The organism is Phyllobacterium phragmitis, assembly GCF_002980495.1.
Taxonomy (GTDB): Bacteria; Pseudomonadota; Alphaproteobacteria; order Rhizobiales; family Rhizobiaceae; genus Paramesorhizobium; species Paramesorhizobium phragmitis.
Map to the genome: position 1 here is coordinate 152,822 of NZ_PVBR01000012.1, position 16,051 is coordinate 168,872.

Sequence of the window (16,051 nt, forward strand, 5' to 3'; positions counted from 1 at the left end):
AGCCTAATATCGTTCGCAAACATAGAGGCGAAGACTTGATGATCGAGACGCCAACGAGAGAACGGATCGAAGGTCGGCGAATAGCCGAGGGAACGTTCTACGATTTCAAACGCGAGGTCGATCTCAACAAAAAACATCCAGGCGGCGGAAAATCGGCCAAGGAACGGTTCATCGACGATGTCGTCGCTTTTCTGAACGGCGCAGGTGGCCATCTTATAATCGGAGTGAACGAGTCCGATGGCGTATGGGAGAGTTACGTCCCGATGGGTGGTGATCGGGAGAAGACCTGCAACAAGTTTCTACAGGTCATCCAGTCAAACATCCTTCCGTTGCCCACGAAAATCGATGTCGTGCCGATCGATGTACCTGGTGGATTCGTTCTCGACGTCCGGATACAGCCACAATGGCGAAAGCCGTTTCAGAACGCGATGTCAGGCGCGTTTTACGTCCGCGGCGGACCCCGAAACCGGGTTCTGACCGTCCCGGAAATACGGGAGTATTTCGCGGACGTCGAGAAAATGGAAACAGATCTTTCTCGCCTCTTTGAGGGCTTTCGACGTGATCTGTTTTCAACCGACCACCTGAACAGCATTGGGCGGATTTCACTTGGCCCTCTCGGAGGACTTTCTCACCGCGAGGACGATGATTCAGGGGCACGTTTGCTCTTGGGGGTATTGCCGCGACAGCACTATGATAGATTCAGACCCTGCTATGAAGCCTCGAAATCTTCACAGCGAGGGATCGCTGCGTTCAATGGTGGCTGGTACCCTCGCCTCAAAGGATGCGCAGGCGGGTTCGAAGCGTTAGCAACGCGCGAGCGGCTCTTCGTCGCGACAGACTGGCACATTCTAGGATGGGTGAAACATCCATTCGATTTCTCGAGAGAGCGTCCCGATATTTCGTCATTCGAAGAAAACCTACGGCGGTATCTTCGCTCCCTTGAGGAGTTCTTGAAGGAGGTGCACGTCGTTGGGCCTTACGCAATCACGTTTGCGATCGATGGGCTGGACGAGATCGATGGATGGTCAAGGCCGGGGATGTCATCGGAGATAGGGGACAGCCGACCTTCGATCGTTGAAAATCTAGCCGATCTCCAGGTTCTTGGTGATTTCGTCACGCAGGTGAGGAGCGCGCTCTATTATTAATCTCTATTCCGGAACAGTGGGTCCGTCGATGGGCTTCCTGATATCTGGACGTACGAGATTGACCGGGTCGATGACGAGGGCGACGGACCGGTGTCGGCACTTGAGTAACGAAAGGGGAGGCAATGGCGTCTGGACCACCATCGGTAAAATTTGTTTGCCCCGGAGTGCAAATTGTCTTTGACAAATAGCCGAACCGAGGCCACTGTCCCTAGTCCTTGGACAATGGACACATGGATGAAAAGCCAAGATATCGTCGTCTTGCTGAAGCTTATCAGCTTGCAGGACCAGGAAATGGAAAAGGGTGGCGATCGATTACGAGCTGAATCGATTGGAGGCGACCCCTATTCCGTTCGCAATCTAGAGGCCTTACTCGGCATAAGCAAATCCGAGATCGGTTTGTCGATCAACAGAAGCGTCTCTTCCGGAATTGCACGCAGGGACAATGATCTCAACGAGCCCCGACCCCGCCGGAAAAATCTCTTCGACTTCATCGTGCACGGGGTGAAATTCGTTTTTCCAGCTTCGTCAGGCTCAATGCAGCGTGGTTTGCCGACGGCATTTGCAGCTCCGATGCTGCAAGACCTTCTGGTTAGCGCCGGCAGCTATAATTACGTGTGGCCTTATCCAGAAGGAAGGGAAATTGGCCAAGCCATCGATCCACTTTTCAAGAGCGTTCCGGAAGCCGTTATAAAGGATGAGCATCTCTACGAATATCTTGCATTGGTGGACGCGATAAGGCTCGGAAACCAGCGTGAAGTCGGATTTGCCACTAAACACCTCTCATTGAAGCTTTTGCACAGATGACGGCGATCCGTGCACAGTTGCTGGACATGCTCAAGGCGGTAGCGACCGCGCTCGGCGACGATTTGCGCGACCGGTTGGTTTTCGTAGGCGGCTGCACGACGGCGCTCTTCATCACCGACCCGATTACGCTCGAAGACGTCAGGGCGACGGACGATATAGACCTCATTGTCGATCTCGCCGGACATGCGGAATGGGCCGCCCTCCAGGACGACCTGCGACAGAGGGGCTTCATGGAGGCGGCCGACGAAGCTGTGATTTGCCGAATGCGGCTCGGGCCATTGAAGGTAGACTTCATGCTTGATGACGAAACGATCCTCGGTTTCAGCAATCGTTGGTATGCGGCCGGCATCGAGACCGCGGTTACCAGCACATTGGATGCTGGCCTCGAAATCAGGATTCTCACGCCCGCCATATTCGTGGCAACCAAGCTCGAGGCTTTTGCCGGGCGCGGCCAGAACGACCTCTTCATGAGCCGAGATGCCGAAGACATCCTGCTGATCGTGGATGGGCGACCGGAGCTCGTAGAAGAGATCGCCGCGGCACCCGCAGAGGTCCGCGTGTTTATCAGCCAGGGTTTTCGAGATTTCCTCGGCCACCCGGATTTCGACGATTTCCTGGACGGCAACCTTCGACAGCAGGGACGCGCAGCCGTCGTCAAGAAACGCTTTGTCGCAATTGGCAAGCACGACGGCGACAATGCGGATTAGCGTTCGATGGCAAAGCCAGGGCGGCAACAGGACCAAGGACAACCGGGATTGCGCGGGCATAGGGTTGGCTGGCGACTCCCTTCTGGCTGTCGTGGCCGACGGTTCAACGGCCGGCAAGGATAGCGGCCAGCTCGCCCAATGCCTGGTCCAGAATATCGTCGACTGGTTTGCCAGCACGAGTGGGACGGTGGGTGGGGGCAATCTATCCGGACAACTGCAGCAGATCCACGGTTCATTGGCCGGGAAATTTGCGCGTTCCTCGGCAAGCTACATGATTGTTGTCGTGCAACCGCACGCACCCTTGCCTCGTCGGCTATGCGGGCGATTGCATCCTCGGCACGTTCGCCGATGGCGGAGCGATCAACTGGCTGACTGCGCCGGACACGCTCGCCAACGCTCTCGCGGACATCCCTATCGAACAGCTGGCGAAGGAGCGCTCGCGGCACTTGCTGACGCGCAGCTTTCGGTCCCACGAGTTCATGCCCCCTGCTTTCCGGACCTTCGATAACAAACCCGCTCGACTTCTTATCGCTACCGACGGTTTTTGGGCCGAGTTGCCTCCCGAAGGTCAACTAGCTTTTCTTTCGGGAAGGGTCCCGCCTTTTATCGGTGAGCATGATGATCGAAGCGTCCTGGAGCTTGCATCAAGCGACCTTGCGAATACCGCGATGGAGCGAGTGGATGTCATGGGAGACATCTATCTGCAACGTAGTGTTTGACCCAGCCGATTGGTCAGCGCTCTCAGCATTCGCCCCAGACATCAGTCTCCGCCGCCTAGTTAGCCTAACAGACAAATCAACGCCTTAGCCGAATTATTAGGGGGGTGACAGTTCAGATCCCTTCAAGACCAAAAAGAGCAGCTGGGGCTTTCACTGCGGCAGATATGCCTCTGCTCCTGTGGTGATAATATCTTCTTCGCTGAGGTGCATATGCCAGTGCGAGTAGAGCACGAAGCGATCGCGGGAAAGCCCGATATCCTTCTTCAGGTGCCGATGAATAGCACTGAACGCCCGGTGCTCGCATCCGCCCCACACAATTCCTTCTGCCGTTTGGCGATTATCTTTTTGCTCGGTCTCAGTGCGAAGGGCCACAGCATGCCTATGTATTTTCGACGCGCTTTAGCCCATGCTCTCCACAAAGCAATGCAAGCGTCTGATGCATGCGCGCGATAATCTCTGCACGCGGGGAAACCGTCCGTTCGATGATTCCGATCTGCCGGGTCAGTTGAGGTTCGCCGAAAGGCAGCCTGACGAGGTCGCGGTCTTCCGGTTCCTGAAGGGCAACATGAGGTACGATCGAAACGCCCAGCCCTTGGCGGACGCAGGTCACGATCGAGCCGATGGTATCGATCTCGGCAATGTCCTGGGTCACGATCCCGAGACGGGAAATCTCGGTGTCGATGAGGTTCGCCAGCGGAACGGCGCTGCGAAAGCGGACATAGGGCGTCTCGTTCAGTAGCCTGAGGGGATTGGTTTGCCGGGTTCCTTTCGGAGCGATCAGCCACAGAGGTTCCCGCAGGAACGGACTCCAACGCAAGGCGGCAGGAATACCCATGTGTTCGGCCACGATCGCGGCATCCAGCCGCCCGCCAGCCACATCCGCAATTAAGGTCGAGGACAGCGAGATGCGCAAGCTCGTCTTGAGCTGCGGATACTGCGCACGCATCTGCACAATGGCGCGGGGCAAGAGGTTGAGCGCACTTGAGCGCACAGAGCCGATTATCAGCGTTCCGGCAATCCTTTCTCCCCTCAGGCTGGCCTTCGCATCTTCTTCTTCGCGCAGGATATTCTTGGCCATTTCAAGCACTTGCATGCCTTGCGGCGTCAGCTTTGGTGGTCTGGACGTTCGATCGAAAAGCGTCGCGCCAAGTTCCGTTTCGAGGGCATGAACCTGTTGGCTCACTGCCGAGGGGGTGAGCCCCACGACGTCTCCGGCCTTGGCGAAAGTGCCGTGCGTGACAATCGCCACGATGGTTTTCAGTTGGCGCGTATCCATCGATATATCCAGTTTTGCTACATCTAATAACCAGAAATATTCGCTTTTGTGAAGCAATTCTATCCATTACCCCTTGTTAACGGGAGGATTGAGGTGCGCCGTCGGGAGCCGGCCGCCGATCCATATCCAGCAATTGAACAGATCGACACTCGCCTTTGAGGGCGCTTGTTTGGAGAAGCATGCGATGAACAAGACAATTCTCGTGACCGGACCGGACCTCGATCCGAACGCGACGAAGCTTCTGGTCGAGCATGGCTATGAAGCCGTGCACACTCCGCCCTATGCGGACAGTGCCGTCATTTCGCAGTATCTGCAGACAACCGGTGCAGTCGGGATCGTATCGCGCATGGGTCGCATCGATGAGAGCGTCATTGCCGGCGCGCCGCAACTGCGCGTCATTTCCAAGCACGGCGTTGGGGTCGACAATATCGATCTGGACGCGGCCGCGCGCCGTGGCATACCAGTACTTGTGGCAACAGGCGCCAACGCGGTATCGGTGGCTGAACACGCGATTGCGCTGCTTCTTGCCATCGTCAAGCGCATCCTCCCGCTCGATGCCGGCCTGCGCGCCGGCCGCTGGGAAAAACCGGGCTTTGCCGGTCGCGAGATTGCCGGATCCACGCTCGGCCTGTTCGCCATGGGCGCCATTGCCCAGGCGACCGGGCGCATCGCCAAGGGGCTCGGCATGACCGTCATCGGGTATGATCCGTATGCCGGGGAAAGCGTGTTCGAGGAACTCCAGGTCGAGCGGTGCGGGAGCTTTGACGAACTGCTTTCCCGCTCCAATGTCCTCAGCCTCCACTGCCCCCTCAACGACCAGACCCGCAACATCCTCGATGCTGTTGCCATCGCCCGCATGCCGCAGGGTTCCTACGTCATCAACACTGCGCGCGGCGGACTGATCGACGAGGCGGCGCTGCTCGAAGCGGTGCGAAGCGGCCATCTGGCCGGCGCCGGCCTCGACACCTTTGCCGTTGAACCTCCCAAGGCGGACCACCCCTTCTTCGCGGAGCCGAGGATTGTGCTCACCCCACATATCGGCGGCGTCACCCGCGAAGCAGGGGCCCGCGTGGGGGTCGACGCGGTACGCGGCATTTTTCAGGTCTTGGCCGGTGAGCCCGTCCAGCCCGAGCGCATTGCCAACCGCAAGCTGCTTGAAGCGGCGAAACAGACACTTGCCAAGATAGAGGTTTAGAAATGGCCATTGGCTTCCGCATCCACAATCGCGCCAAGGTGGCGTCCAGGGACCTGGTCGACTCCTTTGCCAAACTACCCGTCGCCAACGTCTCGGACGCCATGTCCCGCATGACGGCTGCAGGTCCGACACTTCGCCCCATGCATGTCTCAGGCGGAATGGCCGGTGTCGCCGTGACGATCAAGTCACGCCCCGGCGACAATCTCATGCTGCACAAGGCCATCGACATGGCGGTGCCCGGCGATGTGATTGTCGTGGACGCCGGTGGCGATCTGAGCAACGCCCTGATGGGGGAACTGATGCTCGCCTATGCGGTCAAGAAGGGTGTCGCAGGCTTTGTCCTGAACGCGGCCATTCGCGACGTTGACGCCTTCGTCGCGACCAATCTGCCGACCTTTGCGGCCGGCGTAACCCATCGCGGCCCCTACAAGGACGGTCCCGGTGAAATCAATGTCCCGATCAGCATCGGCGGCATGGTGATCGACCCGGGCGACATCATGCTCGGCGATTCCGACGGTGTCCTATGCGTTCCGCTCGCCGATGCCGAAGAGATCCTCGCCAAGACCCAGGCCAAGCAGGATGCCGAAACGAAGCAGATGCAGGCGATCGCCGACGGAACGAATGACCGAAGCTGGGTAGATGCCGCCCTGAAGAAACTGGGCTGCGCCTTTCCCGAAACCTGAGAAGACATGTGGAGGAGGAGACTACCATGTTGAAACTGATCAAGATGACGACAGCAATTGCCACCGCCGCCCTGCTGACGGCAGGAACGGCCATCGCCGCGGACTATCCGAACAAACCGATCGAGATGATCGTGGGCTTTGGCGCCGGTGGAGGCACGGATGTCATGGCACGCACGGTCGCCCCCTTCATCGAGAAATATCTCGGCAATGGCGCAAGCGTCGTCATTAAGAACGTGCCCGGCGCTAGCGGGCAGATCGGCGTGACCCAAACCGCCCATGCCACGCCGGATGGCTACACTCTCGGCACGTTCAATCTGCCCGGCATGATGGCGCGCACGATAGATCGCAAAGCAGAATATGATGTCGACAGCTTCACCTATCTTGCCAATGTGGTGAACGATCCAAACGTCATCGTCACCTCGAAAGCGAGCGGTTTCGATACGCTCGACAAGCTGATCGAGGAGGCCAAGGCCAATCCCGGGGCGATCACCGTGGGAATGTCCAGCCTTGGCGGCGACGACCATTTCGCCCTGATCAAGCTGCAGAACCTGATCAATAGCGAATTCACCATCGTTCCATTCAAGGGATCGGCGCCGGCTCGCACCGCGTTGCTTGGCGGCCACGTCGCCATGGGCATCCTGAACATTTCCGAAGTGGCCGAATTTCAGGACCAGCTCAACGTGCTGGGTGTTGCTCTCGACAAACGTTCCCAGTTCGCTCCGGACTTGCCCACTTTCAAGGAGCAGGGGCTCGACCTGGTGAATGGCGCGATGCGTGGTTTCATCGCTCCGGCCGGACTGCCCGATGAGGCGCGTAACAATCTGATGGCTGCCTTTTCCAAGCTTAAGGACGATCCCGAGTTCCTGAAGGCCATGAAAGACACCGCCAATCCGGTGGAAGTAGTCACCGGGGATGACTTCAAGTCGATGACGAAAGACATCCATGATCTGGCGACGGGCGTGTGGGAAGCCACTCCCTGGAACTGATCCGTGTCAGGCGCGCGGTCTTTGGCCGCGTGCCGTTCCTGCATCATAGAATGGAGCCGGATCATGTCCGAAACCCGTCCCTCTCGCCTGACCCGACCGGAGACCGTGACTGCAATCGGCATTCTCATTGTCGCTGGCGCATTCCTGGTCCCGGCACTTGAACTCAAGCCGATTTCCGCCCTTCTTCCGGTTGCCATGCTGATCGGCCTGATCGTGCTGTCGCTTGCCCTTCTCTTCAAGGACCAACGTAAAGCCGCGCTAGGGGAGAATGCGCGGCCGATGATGAAAGTCCCGTCGCGTGTAGCAAGCGCCTTCCTGCTGATCATCGGCTATGTGGTCGCAACCGACCTGATTGGCTTCTATCTCGCGACGACCATCACGATCCCGCTGGTGGCCTACGCTTTCGGTTACCGCAGTGTGCCGGGGCTTTTGGCTGCGACCGCCATCGTCGTTGGTGCCATCTACCTGATCTTCGATTTCGCGATGGCGCAGCAGTTTCCCGCTGGCATTGTGTGGGGAAGGTAATCGGCCATGTATCTCGATCTGCTGCACGCACTTCCCGAAGTCCTGAGCTTCACCAATTTCGCGGCCGTCATCATCGGCGTCATCGCCGGTATCGTGGTCGGCGCCATGCCTGGGCTGAGCGCCACCATGGCGATCTCCGTCCTTGTCCCCTTCACGTTCGGCCTAGAGCCGCTCGTTGCGCTCGGTCTGATGGCTGGCATCTATAATGGCGCCATGTATGGCGGTGCGATCCCTGCCGTCCTGCTGCGCATTCCCGGCACGCCCGCAGCCGTCGCCACCACTTTCGACGGCTATCCGATGGCTCAGAAGGGCGAGGGTGGCTTCGCCCTGCAGGTTGCGGTCGTGTCCTCCTCGATCGGCGGGGTCGCGAGCGCCTTTGCCCTCATGCTCCTGGCGCCACCCCTATCGAAGGTCACATTGCTGTTCGGGCCTTCCGAAGTGTTCTGGGTCGCGGTCTTCGGCCTTGCCAGTATCATCTTCCTGCTCGGCGGAAGCGCCATCAAGGGTCTGATCAGCGCATGCTTCGGGGTCTTTGTCTCGGTGATCGGCTCCGATCCGATCTTCGGCACGGATCGGTTCACATTCGGCCAGCTCGAATTGCTGGATGGTATCAACATCGTTATTTTGCTCGTCGGACTCTATGCGCTTCCGCCGGTGATTGATCTGCTGGAAGTGCCCCTCAAGACCGACGGGGTCAGCAGCAGCAAATTGGGTACGGAGCCCCTTTGGCGCGCGCTTCCGCGGATGACACGCTTCTGGAAAACTTGGATTCGCTCGTCCATCATCGGCATCTGGATCGGCATCCTGCCTGGTGCCGGCGGTTCCATGGCGGCCTTCATCTCATACAACGAGGCGCGCCGGGCCAGCAAAACTCCTGACACTTGGGGCAAGGGCGAGCCCGAGGGTGTGGCCGCCGCCGAAACGGCCAACAATGCCGATACGGCCTCCGCGCTTATTCCGGCACTTACGCTTGGCATCCCCGGCACTGCCGTTGCCGCAGTCATGCTGGGTGGCCTGCTGATTCATGGCCTCCAGCCCGGCCCGATGCTGTTTCGCGACAATCCAGACATCGTCTTCGGGTTCATGTGGCAGTTTCTGTTTGGTGCCATCCTGCTGGTCCTCGTCGGAGGTTCACTCGCCACCAACAGCTTCGCCCGGCTTCTGAACCTGCCGCGGCCGCTGCTCGGATCCGTCATCATCGTTTTGATGCTGATCGGCGTCTACTCGATCCACAGCCGCATGTTCGATGTCTATCTCATGCTCGGCTTCGGGGCGATCGGCTATGTCATGGACAAGTTGAACTTCCCGCTTCCGCCGGTTGTGCTGGGTCTAATCCTTGGCGGATTTGCCGAGGAAAACCTGCGGCTTGCCCTGCGGATCGGTCGCGGCGACTGGACGATCCTGTTCGCTAATGTGACGAGCCTCGTCCTTGTCGCACTGACCGTGGCCGTCGTGGTAGGCCCCATGATCAAGCGGCATTTTGACAAGAAACGAGAAGCTGGTGGGGAGGTTTGAGCACCATGCAAGCGAACCCGCATTATGTGGTGCGAGACGACTGGCTGGCGAAGGCGCGCGAGGAGATCATTGCGCCTGAGCAGCCTATTCTCGATGCGCATCATCATCTGTGGGTAAGACCTCAGGGGCGCTATGCAGCCGCTGAACTTCAGAAGGATGTATCGTGCGGGCACGATGTGCGTGCGAGCATCTACGTGCAGTGCCGCACGGGCTATAAGACGGATGTAGAGCCTGCATTGCAGCCTGTTGGCGAGGTGGAAACGATCTTGGCATGGTGTCGAAACCAGCCAAATTATCCCGCCGCCATTATTGCTTTCGCTGACCTGCAGTTGGGAAGTGGCGTTCGCAGAGTTCTGGATCCATTAATTCAGACAGGTGACGGCAAGGTTCGCGGCATCCGCAACACGACCGCCTACCATGCGCACCCGGCAGTGCGCTCCAATCCGAACCCGCCGCCCGATGGTCTTTTGCGCAGCGAGACATTTCTGGCCGGGGCAAAGGCGCTCGCAGCCTATGGCCTCAACCTGGATGTATGGGCCTATCATACGCAGCTTGGCGAGGTGCTTGCCCTGGCCGCCGCGGTGCCTGACCTTACCGTGGTGATTGATCATTGCGGCGGTCCATTGGGCGTTGGACCTTATCGGCCAGCAGATCCGGAGGTTTTCGGGGAGTGGTGCAAATCCATCGTCCAGTTGGCGGAATTGTCGAATACCCGCATCAAGATCGGTGGCTTTGGGTTGACGGTTCTCGGCTATCGCTATGCTGACGCGCCGATCCCGCCACAATCCGAACAGCTTGCATTCGACTGGTCCCCTTATTTCGCCCATTGCCTGGAAAGCTTTGGGCCGCAGCGCACCATGTTTGAGAGCAATTTCCCGGTCGATAAGGGGCAGTTTAGCTACGGCACGCTCTGGAATGCGTTCAAACGACTTGCAAGCGATCTTTCACCCGAGGAGCGCGACGACCTTTTCTGGCGGACAGCGGCGCGCTCCTACGGGCTCGATGAGCGGATTTTTACCAATGACAGAGGGAGGACGATGTCATGAAAGAAATACTCGCAGCACTCACAATAACCGGCTTTGCGGCCGCGCCCGCCTTCGCCGAATTTCCCGACAAGCCGATCAAGATCGTCGTCGGTTATTCCGCAGGCGGTGGCACCGACGTTATAGCGCGCACCGTTGCGCAGTTTCTTGAAAAGGAGCTGGGTGACGGAGCTTCGGTCATTGTGAAAAACATTCCCGGCGCCGGCGGCCAGATCGGTTTCACGGAGGTCGCGAAGGCGGCACCAGACGGCTACACGCTCGGCACGTTCAACCTGCCGGCTGCACTGGCGCTGACCAAGGATCGCTCGGCAGACTACGACGTCAACAGCTTTACCTATCTGGCGAATTTCGTGGAAGACTCGAACACCGTTGTTGTCAGCGCCTCGTCGGAATTCAAGACTCTAGAAGAGCTTCTGGCTTTAGCGAAGAAAAATCCTGGTGCAGTCACCTTCGGGCTTTCCTCGCTTGGCGGCAACGATCACTTCGCGGCCAATATGCTGGCGGACGCGTCGAAAGCCGATTTTACGCTGGTTCCCTTCAAGGGCGCTGCCATGGCGCGCACCGCATTGCTGGGCGGGCATGTCGCCGCCGGCACGATGGCACTCAGTCAGACCACGAGCTTCAAGGACGAGATCCGTGTGCTCGCAGTTCTATCTGACGAGCGCTCTCCCTTCCGCCCCGATGTGCCGACAGCAAAGGAACTTGGATACGACGTTGAGATGTCGTCTCTGCGGGGCATCGTAGGCCCAGCCGGAATGGATGCAGACCTTACCGGCAAACTTCGCGATGTGCTGAACGTCGTGAACAAAAACCCTGACTTTCAAAAGGCCATGGCTGATCAAGGTAACCCTATGGCCTTCATCGCGGGAGATGCTTTCGCTGACTTGGCTCGAAAACAGGACGGCGTCGCCCAGGCCATATGGGACAAAAGTCCATGGAAATGAGGGTATGTGCTTCGACGCAGGTCACTGAATTGTAGATTATTTAATGGAGGACATACTCATGAAGCTCTCAACACTAGGCGCAATGGTCGCTTTGGCGGCATCCACCACGATAGCCCAGGCGACGGACTGGACCGCCTATACCTATTCCGCAGTATCCACCACCGCTGCGGTCAAAGGTATGAACCGTATCGTCGAGCGGGTCGGCAAAGAGACCGATGGCGAGCTGACCATGCAGCTGCATCTCGGTAAGACTCTGCAGATTGCCTCGTCCGACATCACCCAGGCGGTGGGCGACGGCATCGTTGACTTTGCCGCTGACTTCTTCTTTTCCGGGAGCGTGCCAATCGCCCGCGTCCTTAACCTGCCGCTGCTCATCGAGAATGACGACGAATGGGCTAAGGCGACGGACGCGATGGAGCCGATTCTGGTTAAGGCGTTCGCCAGACAGGGCGTCACCCCGCTCGGTGAATATCGCTATCCAGAACAAACCATATTCGCAACCTTCGAGATCAATAGCCTTGCCGATCTTAAAGGCCATAAGATCCGTGTGACCTCCCCCGAACAGGGCAAGTTCGTGGAGGCATTCGGCGGCGCGCCGATCACGCTTGCCGGCACTGAGGTGCCCACTGCGCTAGAGCGCGGCGTCATCGAGGGCGTGCTGACGGCCAGCGCCGGCGGCGCCAAGAACTGGCACGAATTCCTACCCTACAACTATCGCTTTCCAGTCAACTACGGCAACTCGATGATCATTGCCAACACCGATACCTTCGAGGCTCTAAGCGAGAAAGACCAGGACCTTCTGCGCAAGATCGTTGTCGAGGAAGGTCCGGCCACGACGAAAGAGTTCATCGATGACGAAGCCGCGCAGAAGGCCTCGCAAGCTAGTGCCGGCATGATGATCGTGGGCCTTGCGGACGGCGATCTCGCAACCGCCCGCCAAAAGCTCAGCCCTTATTGGGAGGCGTGGGCAAAGGAGAACGGTCCCGAATACGAGGAAGCCCTGAAGGCCATTCGCACAGCCATCGGTAAGTGAGATGAACAACGACTGTTCCCAGGGGCGGGCGTCCGCAGGGCCTTTCTTCGACGTGATTGCAGCGGTGGCGAAACTCGCCACTGCTGCGGTCCTGATCGTTCTCGTGCTTCTTGTTGCCGGCGAATCGCTTTCGCGCAGCCTTTTCAACTATTCCTTGGGATTTGTCGAGGAGGTGACGGGCTACTGCGTTGTCATGCTGACCTTCTTTGGTGCCGCCATCGCCATGCGCAGCGGCAGTCTGTTCCAGGTCCACTTTCTCTATGACAGCCTGCCGGAACGCGGCCGGGTCTGGGTCACGCGGTTCTTCGTTCTTGCCGCGCTTTTCATCTGCGCCGTGCTGATCTGGAAAACCAGCGATCTGATGATGAGCTCATTTGGCCGCGGCAAGTTCGCGCCGACGGTCCTGCGTACGCCGCTCTGGATCCCGCAACTGCTGATGCCTGTCGGTTTCGGCCTGATCGGCATCTTTCTGGCCGAACAATTCCTGCTGACCTTCGGCGGGTTCAAGAGGGAATCCTGATGGACGCGATACTTGCTTTCGGGCTTTTGATCGGCCTCATACTCGGCGGCATGTGGGTCCAGTTCGCCGTCGCCGGCGCCGGGCTGTTCTACATCTGGCTGATTAAGGGCTTCGCCGGCTGGAAGGCCCTCGGCATCGTCAGCTGGGGTTCGGCCAACAGTTTCACGCTGGCTGCCATTCCGCTGTTCGTGCTGATGGCAGAGGTTCTGCTCGGCTCGGGTCTTTCCACCAGGCTCTACAACGGCGTCGCGCCCTTCGTGCGCCGTCTTCCGGGCGGGCTTCTGCACACCAATATCGCGGGCAGCGGCATATTCGCAGCGATCTCGGGGGGAAGCGCGCCGACTGCCGCCGCGATGTCCACTGTGGCTCTGCCGGAGCTTTCGGCGCGCGGTTACGACAAGCGTCTAGTCGCCGGGTCGCTTGCGGCGGGCGGCACACTCGGCATCCTGATCCCCCCGTCGATCACGATGATCATCTATGCCACCTTCACCGAGACCTCGATCGCGCGACTGTTCGCGGCGGGCCTCGTGCCCGGCATCCTGCTTGCCCTGTTTTACATGGCGTTTATTGCGGTTCGCGTACTTCTCAACCCGAAACTCGCGCCAAGGGGCGAAATGCGAAGCACGTGGTCAGAGCTTGGTGCCGCATTGCTGGACATCTTGCCCTTCCTGCTTCTGATCGCGATCGTGCTCGGCAGCATCTACGGGGGTTTTGCGACCCCTACCGAGGCGGGTGCCATCGGAGTCATCGGCGCAATTGCCATTGCGGCACTCTACCGGCGCCTGAGCCTGCGGCTGCTGTCGGATGCCTTGCGCCGCACTGCCACGATGAGCGGAAACATTCTGTTCGTCGTGTTCACGTCGATGATCTTCGCCTATGCAACGGCGCTTTCCGGCGTTGGGGAAGACTTGGTCGCGATGCTAAACGACGCAAACGTGTCGCGCCTTACCTTCCTGTTGATCATCATGGTTACCTTCGCGATCCTCGGATGCTTCATGGAAGGCCTGGGCATGATCGCAATCATAGTGCCGGTGATTTTCCCGGCACTGCTCGCGCTCGGTGTTGATCCGGTCTGGTTTGGCGTCTTCGTTGTGATCCTGGTCGAGCTCGGCCAGCTTACCCCGCCGCTCGGCGTCATCCTGTTCGTGGTCGCCAGTTCCTCCAAGGAGGTGAAGGTCGAAGACGTGATCATGGGAACGGCGCCCTTTTTTGCCATCATCCTTCTATTCATCCTGTTGATGATCGCCTTCCCGCAAATAGCGCTTTTCCTGCCTTCGCTTACAGTTGGATAAACCGATGACTCCTACCTATCCCTTCCCCGAACCAGCGGTACTCGACGCAGAAGTCTTCACAGAGCTGCCGTCCGACTTGAGGCGTCCCGGCGTCTCGTCCTATTGGGCGGAGCGCAATCGCCGGGGACAGGCGGTCGACAGTTTCCTCGAAGGTCCGTCTTTCGATCTCGCTGGAAACCTGTGGTTCGTGGATATTCCGTTCGGTCGCATACTGTGCAGTGATCCGCAGGGCAATGTGCGCCAGGTTGCCGAGTATGATGGACAGCCGAACGGGCTGAAGATCCATCGCGACGGACGTATCTTCATTGCCGACTTCCAGAACGGGATTATGCAGCTCGACCCGCAGAGTGGGGTGGTTTCCCATGTGCTCCGGGACTGCGACACCGAAGGCTTCAAGGGGTGCAACGACCTGCATTTCGGCAGGGACGGGGCTCTATACTTCACCGATCAGGGACAGACCGGCCTGCAGGATCCAACTGGCCGGGTCTATCGGTGGGATCCTGAAAGCGGTGCGCTATCCTGCCTGATCGACAATGTTCCGAGCCCGAACGGGCTCGTGCTCGATATCAACGAACACGTGCTCTATCTCGCCGCGACGCGTGCGAACGCCGTCTGGCGCCTGCCGCTCTCCGCCAGCGGTCGGGTCAACAAAGCAGGCCTTTTCCTCCAGTTCTCCGGCGGGCGGGCCGGACCGGATGGATTGGCATTGACGGCACAGAACGGCGTCGTCGTCTGCCAGACCGGCATGGGCTTGGTCTGGGTTCATGATGCTCTAGGACGCCCGGTTGCCGTTGTCCGGTCGCCACGCGGCCTTGGCACCACCAATTGTGCCTTCGGAGGCCCTGGCGGCCGCACGCTCTTCATCACGGAGTCAGACAGTGGCAGCATCCTGAAAGTGGATTTTCCAACAGAACTCGCAATATCCGGCGCACCGTTGTACTCTGGGATGGGCGTTTGAAAGCTTCAGTATCCTGAAACGCGCTGTTATCCGCGCGAATTTGCTTATCGACCAACGTCGTGAAAATTCGATCGGTCAGAAAAGGTGATTCGAATTCTATCGAGACGCCTGTCATAAATCGGTTGCTGCCGCCTCGGCGATTGCACACTTAAGGGTACGAACCGAGACACATTTGTTTGCAACCCAATTGCCGGACGAAACAGAATAGTCGGGCTTTGATCCCGGCCGGTGCTCCGGCTCATGACAGCGTGACGAAATATTCGTGGTTATCGGTGAGGCTCCGGCTGAGCCGCAACTCCACCACGAGATCCAGCAAGTCGACGGCTTGACGTCTGACTTCCAAGACGGACGTGCCCTGCTTGATGCCCAGCGCCTCTGCTGTGCTCGCCGTTGCAGTGGCAACCTTCAGTCGCTCGTCGGCCCGCACGATGATTATGGAATAGGCCCGCTGGTACAAAATATAGATCGCGCTCGCAAGGGGCAGCCGCTCCACCAGGCCCGGAAAGAGCGCCGATGACACCACCAGGATCTCATGGATCACATTGCGCCCGGAAAGACTGCGCGCACGCTCGATCTCGATAACTCTATCCGCTAAGCCTCCGGCTCTGCCGGAGCGAATAACGGCCGTTATACGGCTTCGGGAGTAGGGTCCTGATATCAGATGATCTCCTTGGGGAACCGCGAGGCCCTCAAGGAGATCACAATG

Annotated in this window: 18 protein-coding genes; 15 read left to right on the forward strand and 3 right to left on the reverse strand. The window is 58.8% G+C overall.

Annotated features, from left to right (window positions below):
• Positions 1-38 precede the first annotated feature (38 nt).
• From C5748_RS16880 to C5748_RS16895, 4 genes are all read left to right on the forward strand, one after another.
• Positions 39-1,145, forward strand: coding sequence for an ATP-binding protein (locus C5748_RS16880; protein ID WP_105743092.1), 1,107 nt, complete (start codon positions 39-41; stop codon positions 1,143-1,145).
• Between the two features lie 234 nt (positions 1,146-1,379).
• Positions 1,380-1,949, forward strand: coding sequence for a hypothetical protein (locus tag C5748_RS16885; protein WP_105743123.1), 570 nt, complete (start codon positions 1,380-1,382; stop codon positions 1,947-1,949).
• A complete protein-coding gene (locus tag C5748_RS16890) occupies positions 1,946-2,656 on the forward strand; it encodes a hypothetical protein (RefSeq protein ID WP_105743093.1) in 711 nt (236 codons plus the stop codon). Before C5748_RS16885 ends, C5748_RS16890 begins: the two co-directional genes overlap by 4 nt.
• A 278-nt stretch (positions 2,657-2,934) precedes the next feature.
• Positions 2,935-3,375: a hypothetical protein gene (locus C5748_RS16895; protein ID WP_146119550.1), complete on the forward strand. Its 441-nt coding sequence runs from the start codon at positions 2,935-2,937 to the stop codon at positions 3,373-3,375.
• Positions 3,376-3,525: 150 nt separating this feature from the next.
• On the opposite strand, the gene C5748_RS16900 is transcribed toward C5748_RS16895, so the two are convergent.
• Positions 3,526-3,747, reverse strand: coding sequence for a hypothetical protein (locus C5748_RS16900; RefSeq protein ID WP_199194821.1), 222 nt, complete (start codon positions 3,745-3,747; stop codon positions 3,526-3,528).
• 7 nt (positions 3,748-3,754) lie between these two features.
• Complete coding sequence (locus C5748_RS16905; protein WP_105743095.1) at positions 3,755-4,651, reverse strand: LysR family transcriptional regulator; 897 nt, start codon at positions 4,649-4,651, stop codon at positions 3,755-3,757.
• A 184-nt stretch (positions 4,652-4,835) separates the two neighbouring features.
• Here C5748_RS16905 and C5748_RS16910 point away from each other — a divergent pair, with 184 nt between their 5' ends.
• The 11 genes from C5748_RS16910 to C5748_RS16960 all read left to right on the forward strand — a co-directional run bounded on the left by C5748_RS16910 (position 4,836) and on the right by C5748_RS16960 (position 15,345).
• A complete protein-coding gene (locus C5748_RS16910) occupies positions 4,836-5,846 on the forward strand; it encodes a hydroxyacid dehydrogenase (protein ID WP_105743096.1) in 1,011 nt (336 codons plus the stop codon).
• A gap of 2 nt (positions 5,847-5,848) precedes the next feature.
• Entirely contained in the window at positions 5,849-6,529 is a 681-nt protein-coding gene (locus C5748_RS16915; RefSeq protein WP_105743097.1) for an RraA family protein, read from the forward strand.
• Positions 6,530-6,555: 26 nt separating this feature from the next.
• Entirely contained in the window at positions 6,556-7,515 is a 960-nt protein-coding gene (locus C5748_RS16920) for a Bug family tripartite tricarboxylate transporter substrate binding protein (protein WP_105743098.1), read from the forward strand.
• A gap of 63 nt (positions 7,516-7,578) precedes the next feature.
• Entirely contained in the window at positions 7,579-8,040 is a 462-nt protein-coding gene (locus tag C5748_RS16925) for a tripartite tricarboxylate transporter TctB family protein (RefSeq protein ID WP_105743099.1), read from the forward strand.
• Positions 8,041-8,046: 6 nt separating this feature from the next.
• Complete coding sequence (locus C5748_RS16930; protein WP_105743100.1) at positions 8,047-9,555, forward strand: tripartite tricarboxylate transporter permease; 1,509 nt, start codon at positions 8,047-8,049, stop codon at positions 9,553-9,555.
• Between the two features lie 5 nt (positions 9,556-9,560).
• Positions 9,561-10,601, forward strand: a complete 1,041-nt coding sequence (locus C5748_RS16935) for an amidohydrolase family protein (RefSeq protein WP_105743101.1) — start codon at positions 9,561-9,563, stop codon at positions 10,599-10,601.
• On the forward strand, positions 10,598-11,542 hold the full coding sequence (locus C5748_RS16940) for a tripartite tricarboxylate transporter substrate binding protein (protein ID WP_105743102.1): 945 nt from the start codon (positions 10,598-10,600) through the stop codon (positions 11,540-11,542). The genes C5748_RS16935 and C5748_RS16940 overlap by 4 nt, the downstream gene beginning before the upstream one ends.
• A 58-nt stretch (positions 11,543-11,600) precedes the next feature.
• Positions 11,601-12,575 (forward strand): TRAP transporter substrate-binding protein DctP, encoded by a 975-nt coding sequence (gene dctP, locus C5748_RS16945; RefSeq protein WP_105743103.1) that lies wholly within the window; start codon positions 11,601-11,603, stop codon positions 12,573-12,575.
• A gap of 1 nt (position 12,576) precedes the next feature.
• Positions 12,577-13,095 carry a TRAP transporter small permease gene (locus tag C5748_RS16950; RefSeq protein WP_105743104.1) on the forward strand — a complete coding sequence of 173 codons (519 nt, stop codon included), beginning with the start codon at positions 12,577-12,579 and terminating at the stop codon, positions 13,093-13,095.
• Positions 13,095-14,387, forward strand: a complete 1,293-nt coding sequence (locus C5748_RS16955; protein ID WP_105743105.1) for a TRAP transporter large permease — start codon at positions 13,095-13,097, stop codon at positions 14,385-14,387. The genes C5748_RS16950 and C5748_RS16955 overlap by 1 nt, the downstream gene beginning before the upstream one ends.
• A gap of 4 nt (positions 14,388-14,391) precedes the next feature.
• Entirely contained in the window at positions 14,392-15,345 is a 954-nt protein-coding gene (locus C5748_RS16960) for an SMP-30/gluconolactonase/LRE family protein (RefSeq protein WP_105743106.1), read from the forward strand.
• Positions 15,346-15,583: 238 nt separating this feature from the next.
• Here C5748_RS16960 and C5748_RS16965 read toward each other — a convergent pair.
• The coding region (locus C5748_RS16965) for a UTRA domain-containing protein (RefSeq protein WP_146119551.1) at positions 15,584-16,051 on the reverse strand (468 nt) is incomplete at its 5' end.